The 19681-nt window shown below is 72.6% G+C and carries 17 protein-coding genes; 8 read left to right on the top strand and 9 right to left on the bottom strand.

Features of this window, described 5'->3' with window-relative positions:
- Positions 1-8: 8 nt before the first annotated feature.
- From BKE41_RS15390 to BKE41_RS15380, 3 genes are all read left to right on the top strand, one after another.
- On the top strand, positions 9-854 hold the full coding sequence (locus BKE41_RS15390) for a carbohydrate ABC transporter permease (RefSeq protein WP_245295976.1): 846 nt from the start codon (positions 9-11) through the stop codon (positions 852-854).
- A gap of 200 nt (positions 855-1054) precedes the next feature.
- On the top strand, positions 1055-2683 hold the full coding sequence (locus BKE41_RS15385) for a dihydroxyacetone kinase subunit DhaK (RefSeq protein ID WP_070999770.1): 1629 nt from the start codon (positions 1055-1057) through the stop codon (positions 2681-2683).
- A 69-nt stretch (positions 2684-2752) separates the two neighbouring features.
- On the top strand, positions 2753-3709 hold the full coding sequence (locus tag BKE41_RS15380; protein ID WP_024829650.1) for a D-2-hydroxyacid dehydrogenase family protein: 957 nt from the start codon (positions 2753-2755) through the stop codon (positions 3707-3709).
- A 26-nt stretch (positions 3710-3735) separates the two neighbouring features.
- Here BKE41_RS15380 and BKE41_RS15375 read toward each other — a convergent pair whose 3' ends face one another.
- The 4 genes from BKE41_RS15375 to BKE41_RS15360 are packed head-to-tail and all read right to left on the bottom strand — an operon-like array spanning position 3736 to position 7788.
- Positions 3736-4845: an ABC transporter permease gene (locus BKE41_RS15375; protein ID WP_083374363.1), complete on the bottom strand. Its 1110-nt coding sequence runs from the start codon at positions 4843-4845 to the stop codon at positions 3736-3738.
- Positions 4842-5765, bottom strand: a complete 924-nt coding sequence (locus tag BKE41_RS15370) for an ABC transporter permease subunit (RefSeq protein ID WP_043073947.1) — start codon at positions 5763-5765, stop codon at positions 4842-4844. The genes BKE41_RS15375 and BKE41_RS15370 overlap by 4 nt, the downstream gene beginning before the upstream one ends.
- Complete coding sequence (locus BKE41_RS15365; protein ID WP_070999768.1) at positions 5762-7348, bottom strand: peptide ABC transporter substrate-binding protein; 1587 nt, start codon at positions 7346-7348, stop codon at positions 5762-5764. The genes BKE41_RS15370 and BKE41_RS15365 overlap by 4 nt, the downstream gene beginning before the upstream one ends.
- A 2-nt stretch (positions 7349-7350) precedes the next feature.
- Positions 7351-7788: a heme-binding protein gene (locus tag BKE41_RS15360; RefSeq protein WP_012319837.1), complete on the bottom strand. Its 438-nt coding sequence runs from the start codon at positions 7786-7788 to the stop codon at positions 7351-7353.
- Positions 7789-7963: 175 nt separating this feature from the next.
- On the opposite strand from BKE41_RS15360, the gene BKE41_RS15355 reads away from it, so the two are divergent.
- Positions 7964-8698: a RibD family protein gene (locus BKE41_RS15355; protein WP_012319836.1), complete on the top strand. Its 735-nt coding sequence runs from the start codon at positions 7964-7966 to the stop codon at positions 8696-8698.
- On the opposite strand, the gene BKE41_RS15350 is transcribed toward BKE41_RS15355, so the two are convergent.
- Positions 8667-9695 carry an alpha/beta hydrolase gene (locus BKE41_RS15350; RefSeq protein WP_043073946.1) on the bottom strand — a complete coding sequence of 343 codons (1029 nt, stop codon included), beginning with the start codon at positions 9693-9695 and terminating at the stop codon, positions 8667-8669. The genes BKE41_RS15355 and BKE41_RS15350 overlap by 32 nt on opposite strands.
- 80 nt (positions 9696-9775) lie before the next feature.
- Positions 9776-10840 (bottom strand): WcbI family polysaccharide biosynthesis putative acetyltransferase, encoded by a 1065-nt coding sequence (locus BKE41_RS15345; RefSeq protein ID WP_012319834.1) that lies wholly within the window; start codon positions 10838-10840, stop codon positions 9776-9778.
- 721 nt (positions 10841-11561) lie between these two features.
- On the opposite strand from BKE41_RS15345, the gene BKE41_RS15340 reads away from it, so the two are divergent.
- Positions 11562-12227 (top strand): hypothetical protein, encoded by a 666-nt coding sequence (locus BKE41_RS15340; RefSeq protein WP_043073944.1) that lies wholly within the window; start codon positions 11562-11564, stop codon positions 12225-12227.
- Positions 12228-12294: 67 nt separating this feature from the next.
- Here the strand turns inward: BKE41_RS15340 and BKE41_RS15335 are convergent, their stop codons facing one another.
- Complete coding sequence (locus BKE41_RS15335) at positions 12295-13149, bottom strand: LysR substrate-binding domain-containing protein (RefSeq protein WP_070999766.1); 855 nt, start codon at positions 13147-13149, stop codon at positions 12295-12297.
- 92 nt (positions 13150-13241) lie between these two features.
- Here BKE41_RS15335 and BKE41_RS15330 point away from each other — a divergent pair, with 92 nt between their 5' ends.
- Positions 13242-14546 carry an aspartate aminotransferase family protein gene (locus BKE41_RS15330; RefSeq protein WP_012319831.1) on the top strand — a complete coding sequence of 435 codons (1305 nt, stop codon included), beginning with the start codon at positions 13242-13244 and terminating at the stop codon, positions 14544-14546.
- 69 nt (positions 14547-14615) lie between these two features.
- Here BKE41_RS15330 and BKE41_RS15325 read toward each other — a convergent pair whose 3' ends face one another.
- A complete protein-coding gene (locus BKE41_RS15325; protein WP_059409185.1) occupies positions 14616-16481 on the bottom strand; it encodes an ABC-F family ATP-binding cassette domain-containing protein in 1866 nt (621 codons plus the stop codon).
- A gap of 269 nt (positions 16482-16750) precedes the next feature.
- Here BKE41_RS15325 and BKE41_RS15320 point away from each other — a divergent pair, with 269 nt between their 5' ends.
- A complete protein-coding gene (locus tag BKE41_RS15320) occupies positions 16751-17815 on the top strand; it encodes an HD domain-containing phosphohydrolase (protein ID WP_053620940.1) in 1065 nt (354 codons plus the stop codon).
- 27 nt (positions 17816-17842) lie between these two features.
- On the opposite strand, the gene BKE41_RS15315 is transcribed toward BKE41_RS15320, so the two are convergent.
- Positions 17843-18745 carry a UDP-3-O-acyl N-acetylglycosamine deacetylase gene (locus BKE41_RS15315; RefSeq protein ID WP_070999764.1) on the bottom strand — a complete coding sequence of 301 codons (903 nt, stop codon included), beginning with the start codon at positions 18743-18745 and terminating at the stop codon, positions 17843-17845.
- Between the two features lie 245 nt (positions 18746-18990).
- On the opposite strand from BKE41_RS15315, the gene BKE41_RS15310 reads away from it, so the two are divergent.
- The gene (locus BKE41_RS15310; RefSeq protein WP_012319827.1) at positions 18991-19677 is read left to right on the top strand and encodes a Crp/Fnr family transcriptional regulator; all 687 of its coding nucleotides are present in this window, start codon (positions 18991-18993) and stop codon (positions 19675-19677) included.
- The last annotated feature ends 4 nt before the right edge of the window (positions 19678-19681 follow it).

The raw sequence follows: 19681 nt of genomic DNA, 5'->3' as shown, positions 1-19681 counted from the left end.
CGGAGGGGATGGCCTATCTCGAGCGCCTGCCGCGGCGGCTCGTGACGACCTACCTGCCGCTCCTCATCATCCTCGCCGTGCTGCTGTTCCCGTTCTACTGGATGGCGCTCACCGCCATCAAACCGGACGAGCAGCTGATCGATATGGAGCGGTTCAACCCGTTCTGGGTCGTGGACCCGACGCTCAAGCACATCAACAAGCTCCTCTTCGAGACGCAGTATCCGCGCTGGCTCTGGAACACGATGTACGTGTCGGTGGCGGCGACCGTGCTGTCGCTGTTCGCGAGCGTGCTCGCCGCCTACGCGTGCGTCCGCGTGCGCTACCGGGGCGCCGGCTGGGTCGGGGCGGCGATCTTCCTCGCCTACCTTGTGCCGCCCTCCATCCTGTTCATCCCGCTCGCCACGATCATCCAGGCCTACGGCCTGTTCGACTCGCCGATCGCCCTGATCCTCGCCTATCCGACGATCCTGATCCCGTTCTCGACCTGGCTCCTGATGGGCTACTTCAAGACCATCCCCTACGAGCTCGAGGAATGCGCGCTGATGGACGGCGCCAGCCGGTGGCAGATCCTCACCAAGATCATCCTGCCGCTCGCCTTCCCGGGGCTGATCTCGGCGGGGATCTTCTCGCTGACCCTGTGCTGGAACGAGTTCATCTACGCGCTGACCTTCCTGTCCTCGACGCAGAACAAGACGGTGCCCATCGCCGTGGTGAGCGAGTTCGTGGACGGCGACGTCTACAAGTGGGGCTCGCTGATGGCCGGCGCGCTGCTCGGCTCGCTGCCGCTGTTGATCCTCTACTCGTTCTTCGTCGAGTACTACGTGTCCGCGCTCACCGGCGCCGTGAAGGAGTGAGGGGACGCGTCAGACCATCGTTCTAGCGAGCGCGGCGAAGCGAGCCAGGGCAGCGGGACGTCGGTCGGCGTGGCGCTGCCCGGATCGCTTCGCTCTGCTCGCGGGGACGGAGACCGTTGCCAGCAGGGCTCGACAGCGCGGACAATGCGCGCGGATCCGCCGGCGCAGAATCGCGGGCCGGCCCCATCGAAGGTCACGCCATGGCCCATTTCATCGACGCCCGCTCCACCCTGGTCAACGATGCGGTCGACGGCCTCGTCGCGGCCAGCGGCGGACGCCTGGCGCGGCTCGACGGCGACCCGGGCATCCGCGTCGTTCTCCGCGCCGCTCCGGATTCCGGGAAGGTCGCGGTCGTCTCCGGCGGCGGCTCCGGTCACGAGCCGGCCCATGCCGGCTTCGTCGGGCCGGGCCTGCTGAGCGCCGCCGTCTGCGGCGACGTCTTCGCCTCGCCGAGCGTCGACGCGGTCCTGGCCGGGATCCTCGCGGTGACGGGACCGGCCGGGTGCCTGCTCGTCATCAAGAACTACGCGGGCGACCGGTTGAACTTCGGCCTCGCCGCCGAGCGCGCCCGGGCGCTGGGCCACAAGGTCGAGACCGTGATCGTGTCGGACGACATCGCCCTCCCGGACGCCAAGCAGCCCCGCGGCGTCGCCGGGACGCTGTTCGTGCACAAGGTGGCGGGTCACGCCGCGGAGGCCGGAGAACCGCTCGAGACCGTGGCGGCGCTCGCCCGCCGGGCCGCCGGGGCGGCGAAGTCGCTCGGCATCGCGGTCTCGACCTGCACGATCCCCGGCTCGGCGCGCAGCGAGCGGCTGGCGGAGGGGCAGGCCGAACTCGGCCTCGGTATCCACGGCGAGCCCGGCGCGGAGCGCATCGCCCTGCCCAAGGCCAGCGAGCTCGCCCGCATGATGGCCGAGCGTCTCGCGCGGTCCGTCCCGGGCGCGGACGGGCTGGCGCTGCTCGTGAACAATCTCGGCTCCGCCTCCGCCCTGGAGATGCAGATCCTCACCCGGGCGGTGCTCGCGACCGATCTGGGCCAGCGCGTCCGCCTGCTGCTCGGGCCCGCCCCGCTGATGACGGCGCTCGACATGCACGGCGCCTCGCTGTCGGTCCTGCCGCTCGACGACGCGCTGGAGCGCGCCCTGTCGGAGCCCGTCCCGGTCCCGGCCTGGCCCGCGGCGGTCCGGGTCGAGCCGCCGATCCTGCGGCCGGTGCCCGCGGGGCTCGCGGGCGAGGCCTTCGCGCCGTCGCACGACGCCGTCACCGCTGCCCGGATCCGGGTCGTCGCCGAGGCCCTGATCCGGGCCGAGGGTTCTCTGAACAGCCTCGATGCCAAGGTCGGCGACGGCGACGCCGGCACGACCTTCGCGGGCGCGGCCCGCGCCGTCCAGGCCGATCTCGACCGCCTGCCGCAGGCCGAGCCCGCGGCCCTGTGCCGGGCGCTCGCCGAGCGGATTGGGCGCGCGGTCGGCGGATCGAGCGGCGTGCTCGGATCGATCTTCTTCGCCGCGACGGCCTCGGCCCTCGCCGACGGCGCCGCGTGGCCCGAGGCTCTCGGGCAGGGGGTGGCGCGCGTCCAGGGCTACGGCGGCGCTAAGGCCGGCGACCGCACCCTGCTCGACGCCCTGATCCCAGCCGTGGAGGCGCTGAAGAACGGCGATCTGGCCGCCGCCGCGGCGGCCGCCCGGGCCGGTGCCGAGGCCACGGCCGGGATGGAGCGCGCCGGCGCGGGCCGCTCGAGCTACCTGGCGGCCGGGGACCTCGCCGGTGTCCAGGATCCCGGCGCCGCCGGCGTGGCGGCAGCGTTCGCGGCTCTGGCCGGCGCATAGGAACAGGGCGCCGCGCGTCGTCGCACGGCGACCGTTGACGCACCTTCCACCGAGGCCTAACCCCCTCTCATGCGCACCTGCCTGATCCTCGACGATTACCAGCAGGCGGCTCTCGCGCTCGCGGACTGGACGCGCCTCTCCGACCGCGTCGCCGTCTCCGCGATCGCCCAGCACATCGCGAATCCCGACGATCTCGTGGCGCGGATCGCGCAGGCCGAGATCCTCGTGATCATGCGGGAGCGGACGCCGTTCCCGGCGGCGCTGCTGGAGCGGCTGCCCCGGCTCGAGCTGCTCGTGACCAGCGGCATGCGCAACCTCGCCATCGACCTCGCGGCGGCCAGGGCGCGCAACGTCGTCGTCTGCGGCACGGATTCGAGCCCGACGCCGCCGACGGAGCTGACCTGGGCGCTGATCCTCGGACTGGCCCGTCACGTGGCGCCGGAGAGCCTGACCCTGCGGGCAGGCGGCCCCTGGCAGAGCACGATCGGCACCGACCTCGCGGGTGCGACCCTCGGCGTCCTCGGCCTCGGGAAGATCGGGACTCGGGTGGCCGAGATCGGGCGCGCCTTCGGCATGCGGGTGATCGCCTGGAGCCCGAATCTCGACGACGCCCGCGCCGCCGCCGCCGGGGTGGAGCGGGCGGCCTCGAAGGAGGCCCTGCTGGAGGCGAGCGACGTCGTCACGATCCACCTCGTGCTGGGCGACCGGACGCGCGGCCTGCTCGGCGCGGCCGAGCTGCGCCGCATGCGCCGCGACGCCTTTCTCGTGAACACCTCGCGCGCGCCGATCGTCGATCAGGCCGCGCTGCTCCAGGCCCTGGAGGAAGGCTGGATCGCGGGAGCCGGCCTCGACGTGTTCGAGACCGAGCCCCTTCCGGCCGACAGCCCGTTCCGGCGCCTGCCCAACGTGCTGGCCCTGCCGCATCTCGGCTACGTGTCGCGCAGCAACTACCGGACGTTCTTCACCCAGGCGGTGGAGGACATTGAGGCCTGGCTCGCCGGTGCCCCGATCCGGCGCCTGGGCTGAGTCCGGATACGCCGCCCGACGCGGCCTCAGTCCCCGCGGGGTTCCAGCGCGTCCGCGAGGCCGTCGCCGATCAGGTTGAGCGCCACCAGGGTCGCGATCAGGAAGGCGGCCGGGGCCGCGAGCAGGTGCGGCGCCGCCTCGATGGAGCGGGCGCCCTCGGCGATCAGGACGCCCCAGCTGGTCTGCGGCTCCTGCACGCCGAGCCCGAGGAACGACAGGAAGCTCTCCAGCAGGATCACCTGCGGCACCAGCAGCGTGGCGGTCACCACCACCGGGCCGAGGGTGTTGGGCACGATGTGCCGGAGGATGATGCGCGGTGTCCCGAGCCCGAGCGCCCGCGCGGCGCGGACGAAGTCGCGCTCGCGCAGCGACAGGGTCACGGCGCGCACCACCCGGGCCATGTCGAGCCATTCCACCGCGGCGATCGCCACCAGCATGAGCAGCAGGCTCGGGCGGAAGAACACCAGCAGCAGGATCACGAAGAACACGAAGGGGAGGGCGTAGAGCACGTCGACGGCGCGCATCATCGCGGCGTCGACGGCGCCCCCGACGAAGCCCGCCGTCGCGCCGCAGGCGACACCGATGAGCAGGGCGACGAGGCTGGCCGCGAGCCCGATCGCCAGCGAGATCCGTCCGGCGACGAGGCAGCGGGTCAGCAGGTCGCGGCCCTGGATGTCGGTGCCGAGGGGGAAGTGGAGGCGCCGGATCGGCACCGCTACGACGAGGCCGCGCCCGCCGTCCCGGTCCTCCAGGACGGCGGGCGTCCCGAACAGCGCCGAGCGCGGCAGGTAGACGAGGCTGCGGCGGTCGACGCCCGCGTCGGACCCCAGGGTGAGCCGCATCGTGTCGCCGTCGCGCTCGACCGCGTCGAGCCGCGCGCGCATGCGGAAGGCCAGGCGCTCGAGCGCCGGCCGGAGACGCGCGGCGTCGGGCTGCGCGGTGAGGCCGGCCGGGAGCTGGCGCAGGTCCGGATAGGCGCGCTCGGGATCGTGGCCGGTGAGGCCCGGGCCGATCAGGCAGGCGAGGGCGATCAGGACCAGCAGGGTGAGCGCCGCCACGGCGGTGCGCTCCCGCGCGAACCGGAGGACGGCGCGCCGGGCCGGACCCGGCGCCGCCACGGTCGCGGTCGCGGTCACGCCGCCACCCGGAGGCGCGGGTCGAGCCACGCGCAGGCGAGGTCGGCGGCGAGGTTGAGCAGGATCACCAGCCCGGCGACGAGCAGGACCGTGCCCATGACCAGCGTGTAGTCGCGGTTGAGCGCGCCCTCCACGAAGTACCGCCCGATGCCCGGCAGCCCGAAGATCGTCTCCACCACCACCGAGCCGGTGAGCAGGGCCGCCGCGAGCGGCCCGAGATAGGCCACCACCGGCAGCAGCGCCCCCCGCAGGGCGTGCCGGGCGACGCGGGCCGGCGGCAGGCCGAGGCTGCGCATGGTGCGGACCGGCTGCGTCCGCAGGGCCTCGGCCAGCGAGGTCCGGGTGAGCCGGGCCAGGGCACCGACCTGCGGCAGGGCCAGGGTCACCACCGGCAGGATCAGATGGCTCGGCGCGCCGTCGTTCCAGCCGCCGAGCGGCAGCCAGCGCAGGGTCAGCCCGAAGGCGATCTGGAGCAGCGGCGCGACGACGAAGCTCGGCAGCGAGAGGGTCAGGGCGGCCCCGACGCCGAGCAGCCGGTCGACGAACCCGCCGCGCCGGAGCGCCCCCGCGATCCCGAGCCCGACGCCGAGCGCGGTGGCCAGCGCGAGGGCGAGGACGCCGAGCGTCGCGGAGACGGGCAGGCCCCGGGCGATCAGGCCGAGGACGGTCTGGTCGCGGAACGAGAAGGAGGGTCCCAGATCGCCCTGCGCCAGCGCCGCGAGGTAGCTGCCGAACTGCGCGATCAGCGGCCGGTCGAGGCCGTAGACCCGGCGCAGGTTCTCCAGGGCGGCGGGCGCCAGCGGCCGCTCCAGGTCGAACGGCCCGCCCGGGGCGAGCCGCATCAGGAAGAAGCTGACGGTCACCACGGCGAGCAGCGTCGGCACGGCCTGGAGGAGGCGGCGCAGGATGAAGCGGATCACGCGTCGAGCCTCATGAAGCGGGTCGGCGCGGCGTTGCGCAGGTTCGGGTGATAGCCGTGCAGCCGCGGCGCGATCAGCGCCTTCGAGCGGTAGTGCATCAGCGGGATCCAGGGCAGCTCGCGCAGCGCGATCGCCTCCGCGTCGTAGAGCAGGCCGGCCCGGCGGGCGAGGTCGCGCTCAGTGGCGGCTCGCGCCATCAGGGCGTCGTAGGCGGGGTCCGACCAGTGGCCGGCATTCATGCCGTCGTTCCCGCTCTGGAGCAGGAACAGGAAGTTCTGCGGATCGGAATAGTCGGCGATCCAGCTGTAGCGGGCGACGTCGAAATCGCCGCCGTCGCGCAGGTAGGCGAAATGCGTCTTCGCGTCCGTGTAGACGAAGCGGGTCACGATCCCGAGGTCGCGCCACATCTCGCCGATCGCCACCGCGATGGTGCGGTTGTTGTCGCTGATGTTGAACCGGTATTCCACGGTGAGCGGCCGGTCGGGCCCGAACCCCGCCTCCGCGAGCAGCCGGCGCGCCTCCGCCTCGTGATCGATCGGCAGGCCGAGGCGGCCCTCGGTCTCGGGGGGCGTCCGATAATTGTCGAGGCCGGGCGGGCACAGGGAGTAGGCCGGGCTCATCGTGCCGCCGTTGAGCCCGTCGGCGAGGTACTCGCGGTCGATGACGAGCGACAGCGCCCGGCGGACGCGCCGGTCCGAGAACGGCGCTTTGCGCGTGTTCACAACCAGCGCCGCGAGCCCCAGCGAGGGGCCGAGCACCACCTGCGGCCCGAAGCGGCGGCGCAGGTCGGCGATCTGGTCGACGGGCAGGTCGGAGAGCGAGTCGATCTCGCCGGCGGCGTAGCGGCGCACCGCGGCGGCGATGTCGGGCGTCGGCAGGAAGGCGACGCGCGGAATCGCGAGGCTCGCGGCGTCCGGATGGTGCGGGTTGGCCTCCAGCGTGATCGCGCCGCCCGGCACGCGGTCGGCGAGCCGGTAGGGTCCGTTGGTCACGAGGTTTCCCGGCCGGGTGAAGCTGTCGCCGTAGCGCTCGACCGAGGCGCGGTGGACCGGCAGCGCGGTCTGGTGGGTCAGGAGCTCCAGGATGTAGGGCGTCGGCTGTTCCAGCGTGATCGCGAGCCGGAGCGGCCCCTCGGCGGCGACGCCGAGGGCGTCGGCCGGGGCCGCGCCGCGGTTCACGGCGGCGGCGTTGCGGATCGGGAACAGGATCTCGGCGTACTTCGCCGCCGTCGTCGGGTCGAGCATCCGGCGGAACGCGTAGACGAAATCGTCGGCGGTGACCGGCTCGCCGTTCGACCAGCGACCGTCGGGGCGCAGGTCGAAACGCAGGCTCACCCCGTCCTCGGAGACGGACCAGGCGCGCGCCGCGCCCGGGATGATCGTGCCCCGGTTGTCGTAGGTGAGCAGTCCGTCGCAGAGGTCGCGCAGGATGTGCGCCTCCGCGACCGTGGACGAGCGGTGCGGGTCCAGCGTCTCGGGATCGGCGTCGTTGCCGCGCCGGTAGAGCGCGTCGGCCGCGCGGGCGGGCCGCACGGCCGCGAGGGCGATCGCGCCGGCCAGCCAGTCGCGCCGCCGCGGGCGCACGGTCAGGCGCCGGTATCCGGCCTGAGGCCGGCCGCCTCGATCCCGGCCACCGCGCAGATCTCGTCGTTGTCCGAGGTGTCGCCGGAGATGCCGACCGCGCCGAGGAGACGTCCCTCGCCGGAGCGGATCAGCACGCCCCCCGGCACCGGCACGAGGGCGTCGGGACCGGCGAGGTGGGTGACGGCGGCGACGAAGTAGGGCTGCTGCTCCGCCCGCGCGTGGATCGCCCTCGAGCCGAGGCCCAGCGCCAGGGCGCCGTTGGCCTTGCCGCTCGCGATCTCGGCCCGGCGCAGGGACGTGCCGTCCTCGACCGCGACCGCCTTGAGCGCGCCGCGGGCATCGTAGACGACGACGGCCAAGGGCTTGAGGTTGCGGTTCCGCGCCTCCCGCAGGGCGGTGTCGACGACGGTGCGGGCGGCCTCGAGGGTCAGGTCGATCATCGGATTCCAGCGCGGACGCCGCTCCCGGCGGCTTACTCATCCTTACGGACCGGGGACCGCCGGGTCCACCGACGCGAAGCGCTGCGGCGTTCGATCCGCTGGGCGCGGCCGGCGCGCCGCCTAGTTTCGGCGTGGCCCGCGCGGGAGGCCCCGGCGCGCCGAGCGAGGAGCGCCCATGGAATCGGCCGAACGCCCCTACGTGATCTGTCACATGACCTCGTCGGTCGACGGCCGGATCAAGGTGCGACGCTGGAAGACGCTGGACGCCGACAGCCATTACGAGCGCGTCCACGGCGAGTTGAAGGGCGATGCCTGGATGTGCGGGCGCGTCACCATGCAGGGCTACGCCGACAGCGCCGATCCGCTGCCGGAGCCGGTCGCGGACGACGGCGTGCCGGTCCCGCGGGAGGACCACGTCGCCCGCCGCGACGCGCCCGGCTACGCCGTGGCCCTCGACGCGCGGGGTCGCCTGGATTGGGGCGCGCGCGACGCGATCGAGGGGGACCACGTCGTGGTGGTGCTCACCGAGTCCGTGCCGGATTCGCACCTGCGCGCGCTGCGGGCGGGCGGCCAGTCCTACCTGTTCGCGGGCGACCGGGCGGTCGACTTCCCCCTGGCGGCCGCGAAGCTGCGCGCCCTGTTCGGGATCGAGCGGCTCCTCGTCGAGGGCGGCGGCCACATCAACGGGTCGATGCTGAAGGCCGGGCTCATCGACGAGCTGAGCCTGCTCCTCGTGCCCGCGGTCGATGGCCTGAGCGGGACGCCGGCGGTGTTCGACATCGGCGGCGAGGAGGCGGACACGATGGGCAGCCGCCGCAAGCTCGACCTGACGGCCTGCGAGCGCCTGTCCGACGGCGTCGTGTGGCTCCGCTACCGGATCACGCCGGTCGAGCCGCCGGCAGGCGAATGATGCTCGCCAGGAACGCGTCGTAGCCGGCCGCGACCGCCTCCGGCCGCTCGAAATGCGGGAAGGCGCCGGTCGGCAGGGTGTCGACGCGCCAGTTGGGCCGGTCGGCGACCCGGGGCACCAGCCGGTAGTCGACGAAGTCGCCGCGCTCCCCGTGCACCATCCAGACCGGGAGGCGCAGGCGCTCGTAGAGGCGCGTCGCGTCGGTGGGAAACAGGTGGCCGGCGATGAAGCAGAAGGGCGCGTGCTCGGCGCCGGGCTGGTGGGCCGACGCGTAATCGTAGGCCAGCAGCCCCTCGTTGATGTCGGACGAGCCGAAGGTCTTCGCCAGGAAGAACCGCATGCTCGGCCGCGTCACCAGGGCATCGAAGAGCGGCCGCCCCAGGGGAGGGCGGTCGAGGACGCGGCGCAGCCAGTCGCGGCCGCGATGGCCGTCCGGCGGCCCGTCCCCGGAGAGCCGGGCGTCGAACCCCGTCGGGCTGATCAGCGCGAGGCTGCGATAGGCGTCGGACCGCTCCAGGCTCGCCCGCGCCAGGAACGAGCACGAGAGCGACAGGGCCAGGGCGTCGATCGCCCAGCCGCCGTGGCGGCTCCGGATCTCGTCGACCGCCGCGTGGATCGCCTCCACCATCAGGCGCGGCGTGTAGCGCCGGCGCGAGCGCTCCGAGAAGCCGAAACCCGGGAGATCCAGGGCGTAGACCGGCCGCGTGCCGCGGTAGCGCAGGTACAGCGGCCGGACCTCGTAGGCGTTGGCTGCCGCGTTGATCGAGTGGATCAGCAGGAGCGGGACGCCCTCGGCCTCCGCGGACCAGTACAGCGAGAGCGCGCCGGCGCGCCGGGTCCGGAGCCGCTCGTGCCGGCCCGGCAGCGCGGGCGGCAGAGGCATGCGCCGGTTCACCGCGAGCGCGCTCCAGCCGACCAGGGCCGCCGCCGAGCCGACGAGCGTCAGGGCCGCCGCGGTCGCGGTACGACCCGCGCGATGGCGGGACACGGAACTCATCGGGACACCTCGACGTCCATCCCGCGGCGGCGGGCCGTGCGCGACAACGCCGGGAACGTGGGGAAGTGCCCGGACGGTCGCTACGAGGCGTGGCCGGCGAGACTGCCGGCATTCACCGCCGGGGCGCGGCTTGCCGGCCGCGCCGGCGCCTCGCCCCGGCCCGCGGCCTCGCGCAGGAAGTCCACCGTGGGCTGATCGTTGAGCCAGCCCTGGACGCGCTGCGAGATCAGGAGCTTCCGCTCGCGCCGGTCGTAGTTCGCGTAGGAGGCGGCGACGAACTCGGCCCGGCTCATCGTGCGCGCGGGGCCGGACCGGCGCGTCTCCGCCTTGAAGAACAGGGCGCTGCCGGGCACGCCGTAATGCTGGGCGATCTCCGGATAGACCGGCCAGCTGCCCTGGCCGCCGAGATCGTCGGGGAGGAACGCGTCGAGGTCGCATTCCTCGAAGGGCACGCCGGCACGGGTCAGCAGACCCCGGGCGAGGTCGGCCACGACGTAGAGCTTCGTGTGGTTGATCGAGTGCATGAAGCAGCCCCGGCGCGCCCAGCGCGTGAGGTGCGTGTCGAGATCGTACCCGGCCTGGACGCCGAGCCCGCGCAGGTACGCGACCGACTCGTCCCAGAGGTTGAAGTATCCCAGGCGCTCGAAGACCGGTTCGGAGAACAGCCGCAGCGCCTGCGCCTGCGAGAAGCCCGACAGGTAGGCGAACAGCGTGATCGCCGAGTGCGAGTGCCCCATCGGCCCCGAGATCAGGCCGTTGAGGGTGACGGAATCCTGCACGCCGACGTGGACCAAGTCGGGATGGTAGGCGCTGAACACGATGGTCGGGATCAGGCGGACCTTCGGATGCGTCCGCAGGGTGTCGATCGTGCCGCCGCCCTTGAACTTGGGCAGGTAGATGCTGGTGAAAACGTGGTCGTACCCGTCCGCATGCGCCATCAGGTCGGCGAGCCGCGGGAACCGGCGTGAGGCCGTGAACGCCGAGACGAAATCGACCTGCGCGTGCGGCAGCAGGTAGCGCATCGTCTTGGCGATGGATCCGGCCTGACAGACGCCGATCACGAGGATGCGCGGCGAGCCTGTCCGCTTCTTCCCGAACTGCGCGAGCCGGTGCCGCGCGCGCCAGAGGCTATCGACGGTCAACATCCGGCCTCTCTCGCATGTCCGCGGGCCGCGGGCAAACACCGCACCCATGCGCATCCCGCAGGGCGGGACCGCCGGTCCGGCCCCCCCGCGACAGGCGTGCCCTCTGAGCCAGCGTCGGGGCGGGTCGGGAGACCCGCGTAGTCGAGCGGACGCCGTGGCAGCCCCCGCCACCTGTGGATCGCCCGCACTTTCAGTGTCGCGGTCCGAGAGTCACGAATACCCGATACGCGCCTCTGTCTTTCTCTAGCGGAGCGAAGCAACGCATCGATCGACCCGAGCTTATTTTCGAATTCGTCACCAAATCGGGTGCGGGGAATCGGAACCGTGCGAGGATTCAACTTACGCATCGTTGACAGACTCAAGTCCTTGCCCACAAATCCGATTCAACGAGGCATGAAGCTCGCGGATGGGGCGCTCGCGGTCATGAGGACCGGCGGGCCCTCGATGACCGAGGTGGTCCCTCTCTCGTCGTTACCCCGCGTAAGCGGCCGCTCCGGCAGGCGCGGCGTACTCCGATGGCCCGGCCCGCACGGCCGGCCTCGGGCAGAGCTGACTTCACGGCGCTGCCGCAGAACGCTCGGGGTCGCGGCGCTCCGCATCGCCATGACCGTCGTCAATGCCCGCGCCACGTGGCCGTCGGCGGCCGGTAGACGCCGGAGCGACGACGCTGCGCGGATCGGAGGCCGGGTTCCGCGTCGGAGGAAAAGCTGGAGACTGCGCGATGGATTACGTACCTCCGATGGCCGCGATCACGGCTGGCGCCCAGAAGGCGCTCCCCGCCGAGGCGGCCGCGCTCGCGCCGGCGCACGACGTGAAGCCCGTCGCGGCGCCGGATCCGCGGTCGATCTACACGCTCACGCCGGAGGCGGCCGGCGCCGTCTTCGCCCTGGTCGAGAACCGCATCCAGGTGATCGACGCTGCGCTCGACGTGACCGACCGGCGAGGCACGCAGGTCGCCGCCGCGGCGATGGCGGCGGCCACGGCGACGACGCCGGTCGTGTCGCCGGAGACGACGAAGACGATCGCCGCGGCCAATCGCAACTGGAGCGAGGATGTCCGGCTGGATCACAGCCCGTCCCGGCTCGTCGGGACCGACACGGTCGTGGCGTACGACAGCCCGCGGGTGACGGCGGCCTGGAGCGTGGCCTTCCCGGAACTGGCCGGCAGGAAGCTCCGAGCCGCGCACTTGCCGGGTCCGAGCCTCCGCTCCGTCGTGCACGAGGCCGAGGCACGCCTGGACGACACCGGGAGCGACATCTACCTCCTCTGCAACAGCGCGCATTTCGAGACGATCCGCCAAGCCCATCCGCGGACGCACATCAACTGGATCAACGTCGACAACGACGAGATCGTCGTGGTCTGGCAGAAGCCGTCCGAGGAGGGCTAGGGCCGCGCTCGCCACCGGTCCCGGTCCGCGGAGCCCGGACCGACGGGTGCCCTGTGCGGTCGCCCGATCAGAGCGTCGGCAGGATCGCGCGCAGGTGGGCGGCGAAGGCGCGAGTCAGCGGCGCCGCATGCGCGGCGTCCAGGCGGATCGTCAGGCCGATCCGCGGCAGCGCGGGCAGGCTGCTGCCGCGGGTCAGGATGCGCAAGTCGGGCGGGACCGCGGCGCGGGTGAGCACCGCCACAGCCTGGGCAGAGCGCGCCACCGCCAGCAGCCCGGACAGGCTGCCGCTCGCGTAGGCGATCCGGTACGCGCGCCCGGCCTGGTCGAGGGCGGCCCGGGCCGCCCGGTGGTCCAGGGTGTCGGGGTCGCCGAGCGCGAGCGGCAGCGGGTCGGGCCAAGGCGCCGCGGCGCCGCGCGGCGCGACCCAGACGAGGTCCTCGCGCCGCAGGATCTCCCGCCCGGCCGTCAGGGGGACGGAGACGAGCGCCAGATCGAGCCCGCCGCGGCCCAGGCGATCCTCCAGACGGGGCGTCGCGGCACAGACCACCTCGATCGCGGCGTCGGGGTGAAGGCGCGCGAAGCCGCGCAACAGGGCTGGAAGGAAGGCCTGCGCGTAATCGTCCGGGCAGCCGAACCGCAAGGTGCCGTTGAGGCGCCCGCCGGACAGCTCGGCCACCGCGTCGTCGTGCGAGGCGAGGATCCGGCGCGCGTGGACGAGGAGGCGCTCGCCCTGGACGGTGAGCACCACACCGCGCCCGGTCCGCCGCAGCAGCGGCTGCGCGACCAGATCCTCCAGCCGCTTCATCTGCATGCTCAGGGCGGCCTGACTGCGCCCGACCCGCTCCGCGGCCCGGCTCAGCGCACCCGTCTCCGCCACCGTGGCGAAGCTGCGCAGGAGGTCGATGTCGAGGCTCTGGGCCATCAGGATCGCTGAACCCTGGGTTCAGAACTATAAGCTTCTCTGGGGTCTTCGGTCGTCCTAGCATGGGCCGGCCTGCCACGGGACCCGGATCGATGACGACGCGGAACGACGACCCCGATTTCTGGACGCGCGCCCGCCGGCACCTGGTGCGCTACGGCGGCACCTTCGCGCCGGTGATCATCGAGCGGGCCGAGGGGAGCTTCGTCTACGACGCGGACGGCCGGGAGATCCTGGACTTCACCTCCGGCCAGATGAGCGCGATCCTGGGGCACGGGCATCCCGAGATCGCCGCCGTCGTCTCGGACCACGTCGGCCGCCTGGATCACCTGTTCAGCGGCATGCTGAGCCGGCCGGTGGTGGACCTCGCGACGGAGCTGGCCGGCCTCGCCCCCGGCGGGCTGGAGCGGACGCTTCTCCTGACCACCGGCGCCGAGGCCAACGAGGCCGCCCTGCGCATGGCCAAGCTCGCCACCGGCGGCTGGGAGATCGTGAGCTTCGCGCAGTCCTGGCACGGCATGACGGCGGGCGCCGCCTCGGCGACCTACAGCGCCGGCCGCAAGGGCTACGGCCCGGCCCCCGTCGGCTCCTTCGCGATTCCCGCACCGAACGCCTACCGCCCCACCTTCGCGCGGGACGGGGCCGCCGACTGGCAGACCGAGCTCGACTACGCCTTCGCGCTGGTGGATCGGCAGTCGACCGGCAACCTCGCGGCCTTCCTGGCCGAGCCGATCCTCAGTTCCGGCGGCATCCTCGAACTTCCGCCCGGCTACCTCGCGGCCCTCAAGCGCAAGTGCACCGAGCGGGGCATGCTGCTGATCCTCGACGAGGCCCAGACGGGTATCGGCCGCACCGGCCTGATGTTCGCCTGCGAGCGCGACGGGGTGGTGCCCGACATCCTGACCCTGTCGAAGACCCTAGGCGCCGGCCTGCCGCTCGCGGCGGTCCTGACCACGCCGGAGATCGAGGATCTCTGTCACGCCCGCGGCTTCCTGTTCTACACGACGCACGTCTCCGACCCGCTTCCCGCCGCGGTGGGGCTCAAGGTGCTGGAGATCGTCCGGCGCGACGGCCTGGTCGGCCGGGCCGAGGCGGCCGGCGCGCGGCTCGCGGCGCGGCTGCGGGCGCTGCAGCAGCGCTTCGCCTGCATCGGCGACGTGCGCGGGCGCGGGCTCCTTCAGGGCATGGAGATCGTGGCCGACCGGGACACGAAGGTGCCGGCGCCGGAGCTGGGCGACGCGATCACGCGGCGCTGCCTCGAACTCGGGCTGAGCATGAACATCGTGCAGCTGCCCGGCATGGGCGGCGTGTTCCGCATCGCCCCGCCGCTGACCGCCACCGACGCGGAGATCGACCTCGGCGTCGACATCCTCGAGCGGGCGATCGAAGGTGCGGTCTGAGGCGGCCGCCGCGCCGGTCGCCCGCGCCGGCCGGCCCGCGCGCTCGGCCGAGTCGCGCGGGCCGCCGCGTCACGCCGCCTCGATCTCGGTGCTGACCGTCAACCACTCCTCCTCGGCGGCGGCGAGCGCAGTCGCGGCGTCCGACCGCATCTTGGCGATCTCGCCGGCCTTGGCGGCGTTTTCCCGGAACGCGGACCCGTCCTCCAGGGCCGCGTCGATCTTCTGGATCGCCGCGGTCAGCTTGGCCATCCGCGCCTCGATGGCCTCCAGCCGCTTGCGCAGGGGCGCCAGGGCCGCGCGGCGCTCGACGCCGGCGCGGCGCGCCTCGGCCTTCTGGCCGCCGGACGGCTCGGCCTCGCGCTCTGCCTCGCGTTCGGGCCCCGACAGGACGAAGCGCCGGTAATCGTCCATGTCCCCGTCGAAGGTCTTCACCGTGCCGTCCGCGACCAGCCAGAGCCGGTCGGCGCAGGCCTCGACCAGGAACCGGTCGTGCGAGACGAGGATGACGGCGCCCTCGTAGTCGTTGATCGCCTCCACGAGGGCCTGCCGGCTCTCGATGTCGAGGTGGTTGGTCGGCTCGTCGAGAATCAGGAGGTGCGGGCCGTGGAAGGCCGCGAGCCCCATCAGCAGCCGCGCCTTCTCGCCGCCCGACAGCTTCTCGACCGGCGTGTCGGCCTTGTTGGCGCCGAAGCCGAGCCGCGCCGTGGCGCTGCGCACCTTCGCCTCCGGCACGTCGGGCATCAGGGTCCGGACATGCGCGTAGGCGCTCTCGGCGGGGCGCAGCTCGTCGAGCTGGTGCTGGGCGAAGTAGGCGACCTCCATCTTGGAGGAGCGCTTCACCTCGCCGGCGACCGGCCCGAGCCGGCCGCCGATCAGCTTGCAGAAGGTCGACTTGCCGTTGCCGTTGGCGCCCAGCAGCGCGACCCGGTCGTCTGGCGCGAGGCTTAGGTCGAGGCCGGTGAGGACGATCCGGTCGCCGTAGCCGGCCTTGACCCGCTCCATGGCGACGATCGGCGGCGACAGCGGCTTCTCGGGGCTCGGCAGGTGAATCACCGGCACGTCGTCCTCGAGCAGAGCCGCGATCGGCTCCATCTTGGCGAGCCGCTTCATCCGCGACTGGGCCTGCCGCGCCTTGGTGGCCTTGGCCTTGAAGCGGTCGATGAAGCTCTGCAGATGCGCGCGCTCGGCATCCTGCTTGGCCTTCGCCTTGGCCTGGAGAACGCGCTTCTCCGAGAGCTGCTTGGCGAAGCTGGTGTAGCCGCCGCGGTAGATCGTCAGCTTGCCGCGGTCGAGGTGCAGGATGTGGTCGACGCTTGTGTCGAGCAGGTCGCGGTCGTGGCTGATGATGATCGCGGTGCGCGGGTAGCGCTCCAGGTAATCGTACAGCCAGAGCGTGCCCTCGATGTCGAGGTAGTTGGTCGGCTCGTCGAGGAGCAGCAGGTCCGGCTCCGAGAACAGCACGGCGGCGAGCGCCACGCGCATCCGCCAGCCGCCGGAGAAGTCCGAGCAGGGTCGCGCCTGGGCGGCCGCGTCGAAGCCCAGCCCGTGCAGGATCGCGGCGGCCCGGGCCGGCGCCGAGTGGGCGCCGATATCCACGAGCCGCGTCTCGATCTCGGCCCGGCGCAGCCCGTCCGCGTGCTCGGCCTCCGCCATCAGGCGGGCGCGCTCCGTGTCGGCGGCCAGCACGACGGCGTGCAGCGTCTCCGGTCCGGCCGGCGCCTCCTGGGCGACGGCGCCGATCCGCATGCCCTTGGGCAGCGCCACCGACTTCGCGTCGACCGGGAGGTCGCCGAGAATGGCCTTGAACAGGGTGGTCTTGCCGGCCCCGTTGCGCCCGACGAGCCCGACCCGGGCGCCTTCCGGGATCGTGAAGCTCGCGGAATCGAGAATCAGACGGTCGCCGATGCGATAGGTGAGGTCGTTGACGCGCAGCATGCCGGCGTTCTGGCGGTCCGGACGCCGCGAGGCAAGGGCGGCCTCCGCGCCGACCGGTCCCCCCCCCCGCGTTGATCCAGCCCCTCCTGCACGACGGCCATGAGAAGTAGCGAACACCAGCTTCGGCAGTCGGAATTTTAACGGAATGCCGTCAAATCTCCCCTGAGTGCTGTGCATATAGCCGGCGATATTATGGTGTCCGGTCCTATAGCGTCCGCACACCGGTGGGTGAAGCGCCCGGGCGGGGGGCGCGCCGCAGGGGGGAGATCTTGGGCCAGACCCTGATCCTGACCGACGACGTCGAGCGCGGCGAGCGGCTCGCGCGCAATCTCGGCGGCGGCACGTCCGTGGTGCTGCACGACCTCTACGGCGACGCCGTCCCGCCGCGGGGCGCGTCGCTGATCATCAGCGACGTCAGCGCGCTGACCTCCGAATCCGTACGGCGGCTGCGCCAAGCGCTGTCCACCGCGCGCGGGCCCGACATCCCGTTCCTCGCCCTGATCCACGGCAATCTCGGTCGCGGCGAGATCCAGGCCACCGCCCTCGGCGCGACCCGCGCGATGCCGGCCTCCGCGGCGAGCGCCATGCTGCTGAACGCGGTCGCGGCGCTGACCAACGCCGCGCCGAGCCCGCCGCGGACCGGCAACTGGCGGCAGAACGTCAACGACGCCCGCTCGGCCTTCGTCAGCCTGTTCCGCGCCGATCAGGTCCCGCCGGCCGCGATGGTCGAGAACGGTGCCGACTTGGTGAACCAAGCGATCCGCGAGGCCAAGGTGCGCGACTGGCTCAAGGTCGTCGCGAGTTTCGACGACGTCACGCATCGCCACTGCCTGAGCGTCGCCGGCATCGCCGCCGAGTTCGCCCGCGTCCTGGGGCTCAACGAGGCCGATTCCCGATACCTCGTCAAAGGCGCGCTGCTGCACGACATCGGCAAGGCCAAGATCCCGCTCGCGATCCTGAACAAGCCCGCGCCGCTGACGCCGGCGGAGCGCGTCGAGATGGATCGTCACCCGGCGCTGGGACACGAGATGCTGCTCACGGGCGATTACGACGCGCTGACCCTGTCGGTGGTCCGCTCGCACCACGAGTATCTCGACGGGTCGGGCTATCCGGACGGATTGCGCGGGGCGCAGATCCCGGACCTCGTCCGGCTGATCACCATCTGCGACATCTTCGCGGCGCTGATCGAGGCGCGCCCCTACAAGGCGCCGAAAGCCCCGGGCGACGCCTACGCCATCCTCGGGTCCATGAAGGCGAAGCTGGACGCGGATCTGGTCCGCGCCTTCGGCGCCGTCGCGGTCGCCTGCGAGACGCCCCGCCGCGCCTCGGCCTGAGACCGCGGCCAACCGGCGGACCGTCGCTCAGACGAGTTCCCAGGCCCCGCCGTCCCGCATCAGGGCGGCGACGAGGGCGTGGTTGAGCTCGTGGCCCGTGTGGAAGGCGCAGATCCGGCCCTCGATCGGGTGGCCGGCCAGCGCCAGGTCGCCGACGAGGTCGAGGACGCGATGGCGGACCGGCTCGCCGGGGACCCGCATGCCGCCGAGCACGTGCCCCCGTACGAGGAGCGCCGCCGAGCGGGGCGAGACGCCCTGCAGGAAGTCGTTGCGCGTCATGTAGCCGTAGGCGCGGCCCGCCATGGCGCGCATGTAGCGGCCGAAGCTGCGCGCCGGCGCGATCTCGCGCTCGAACGTGTCCGATGTGATCGCACCCGACCAGTCGATCGATCCGAAATGCGCCAGCGCGACGTGGCCGGTGATATGCAGGCCCCGGCCCGGCTCGATCTGGAGGCGGCGCCGCCCGTTCTCGACCGCCACCGTGCGCAGCAGCCGCATCACCCGGCAGGGCAGGCCCTGCTCGCGCCGACCGGCGGCCCGGATCGCCTCGCACCAGGGCGTCGCGCTCCCGTCGAAGATCGGCAACTCGTCCGCGTCGATCTCGGCCAGCACGTTGTCGATCCGCAGCGCGCTGAGCGAGGCCATGAGATGCTCGATCGTGCGCACCAGGACGCCGTCGCGCCGCAGCGCCGTGGAGAGCGGCTGCGATTCGCGGTAGTGCCAGTGGGCGGGAACGTCGACGGCCCGACCGTCCTTCAGGTGGCGGCGAAAGACGATGCCGTGGCCGGCCGGTGCGGGGCTGACGCGGACCGTGGCGTGACGCCCGGAATGGAGGCTGCGGCCCGACCGCTCGAAGGGGAACGCGAGCGTCGCCTGCTGGCGGGGACCGGCGGAGGATGTCGAGCGCGGGAAGGGAACGTCTTGATGCATCGGGACTGCCCGCCTCGGCGGGCCAGGAATTTAGCCCTCATACCTGATCCACGCTAATAAACTCCTGTTCATCGGCGCGCGGCTTGACCGCCCCGCCCGCGACCGTCACGATTGGCGCTGCCCGATCGATCCAGCACCGCCCCGGCGGGGCGCGGCTTCACTGTGCGGGCTGCTCCCGTCCCCAGATCTGCTGGCCGGCCCCCGTCAGGGCAGGGACGGAGGCCGGAGTTGAGGGAACACGATCGATGGCGCGGTTGGGGACAATACCTTTCTTCAAGGATCCCGGCATCGAGCTCAGCCCCTACGAGCCCCGCTGCCACTGGCGCCGCTTCGACGAGAACGAGGTCCTCGTCGACTTCGACGACATCTCCACCGACGTGTACTTCATCGCTTCCGGCGAGGTCCGCATCCTGAACCGGACCCAGTCCGGCAAGGAGGTCATCCTGGGTGAGATGCGCGGCGGGGCCTTCTTCGGCGAGCTCGCCGCCATCGACGGGATCGGCCGCTCGGCCAACGTCACGGCGCTGACGCGCGGCGAGGTCTGCGTGGTCCCGGCCCCGGTCTTCCGGCAGATCGTGTTCGCCTCCGAGGCGATCGCCGACCGGCTGTTCCGGCTCCTGGCCAAGCGCGTGCGCGAGCTGAACACGCGGCTCATGGAGCACGCCCTGCTCGACCTCAAGCACCGGCTCTACGCCGAGCTGCTGCGCCTGTCCGTGCCCCGAACCGGCACGGCGGGCGAGCGAGTCGTCTCGCCGCCGCCCTACCACCACGTCCTCGCCGCGCGGATCGGTTGCCGCCGCGAGCAGGTGACCCGGGAATTCACCGCGATGGCGGCGGAGGGTTTGGTCGACCGCACGCGCGGCGCCCTGGTCCTGCGCCGGCCGGACCTCCTCGAAGCGCGCGTGGCCGAGGCGCTGCGCGAGGATTCCTGATCCG

It is taken from the genome of Methylobacterium sp. C1 (assembly GCF_001854385.1).
In the GTDB taxonomy this organism is placed as follows: Bacteria; Pseudomonadota; Alphaproteobacteria; order Rhizobiales; family Beijerinckiaceae; genus Methylobacterium; species Methylobacterium radiotolerans.
The sequence above is the reverse complement of the archived record's forward strand: the minus strand, read 5'-3'. Positions and strand labels throughout refer to the sequence as shown.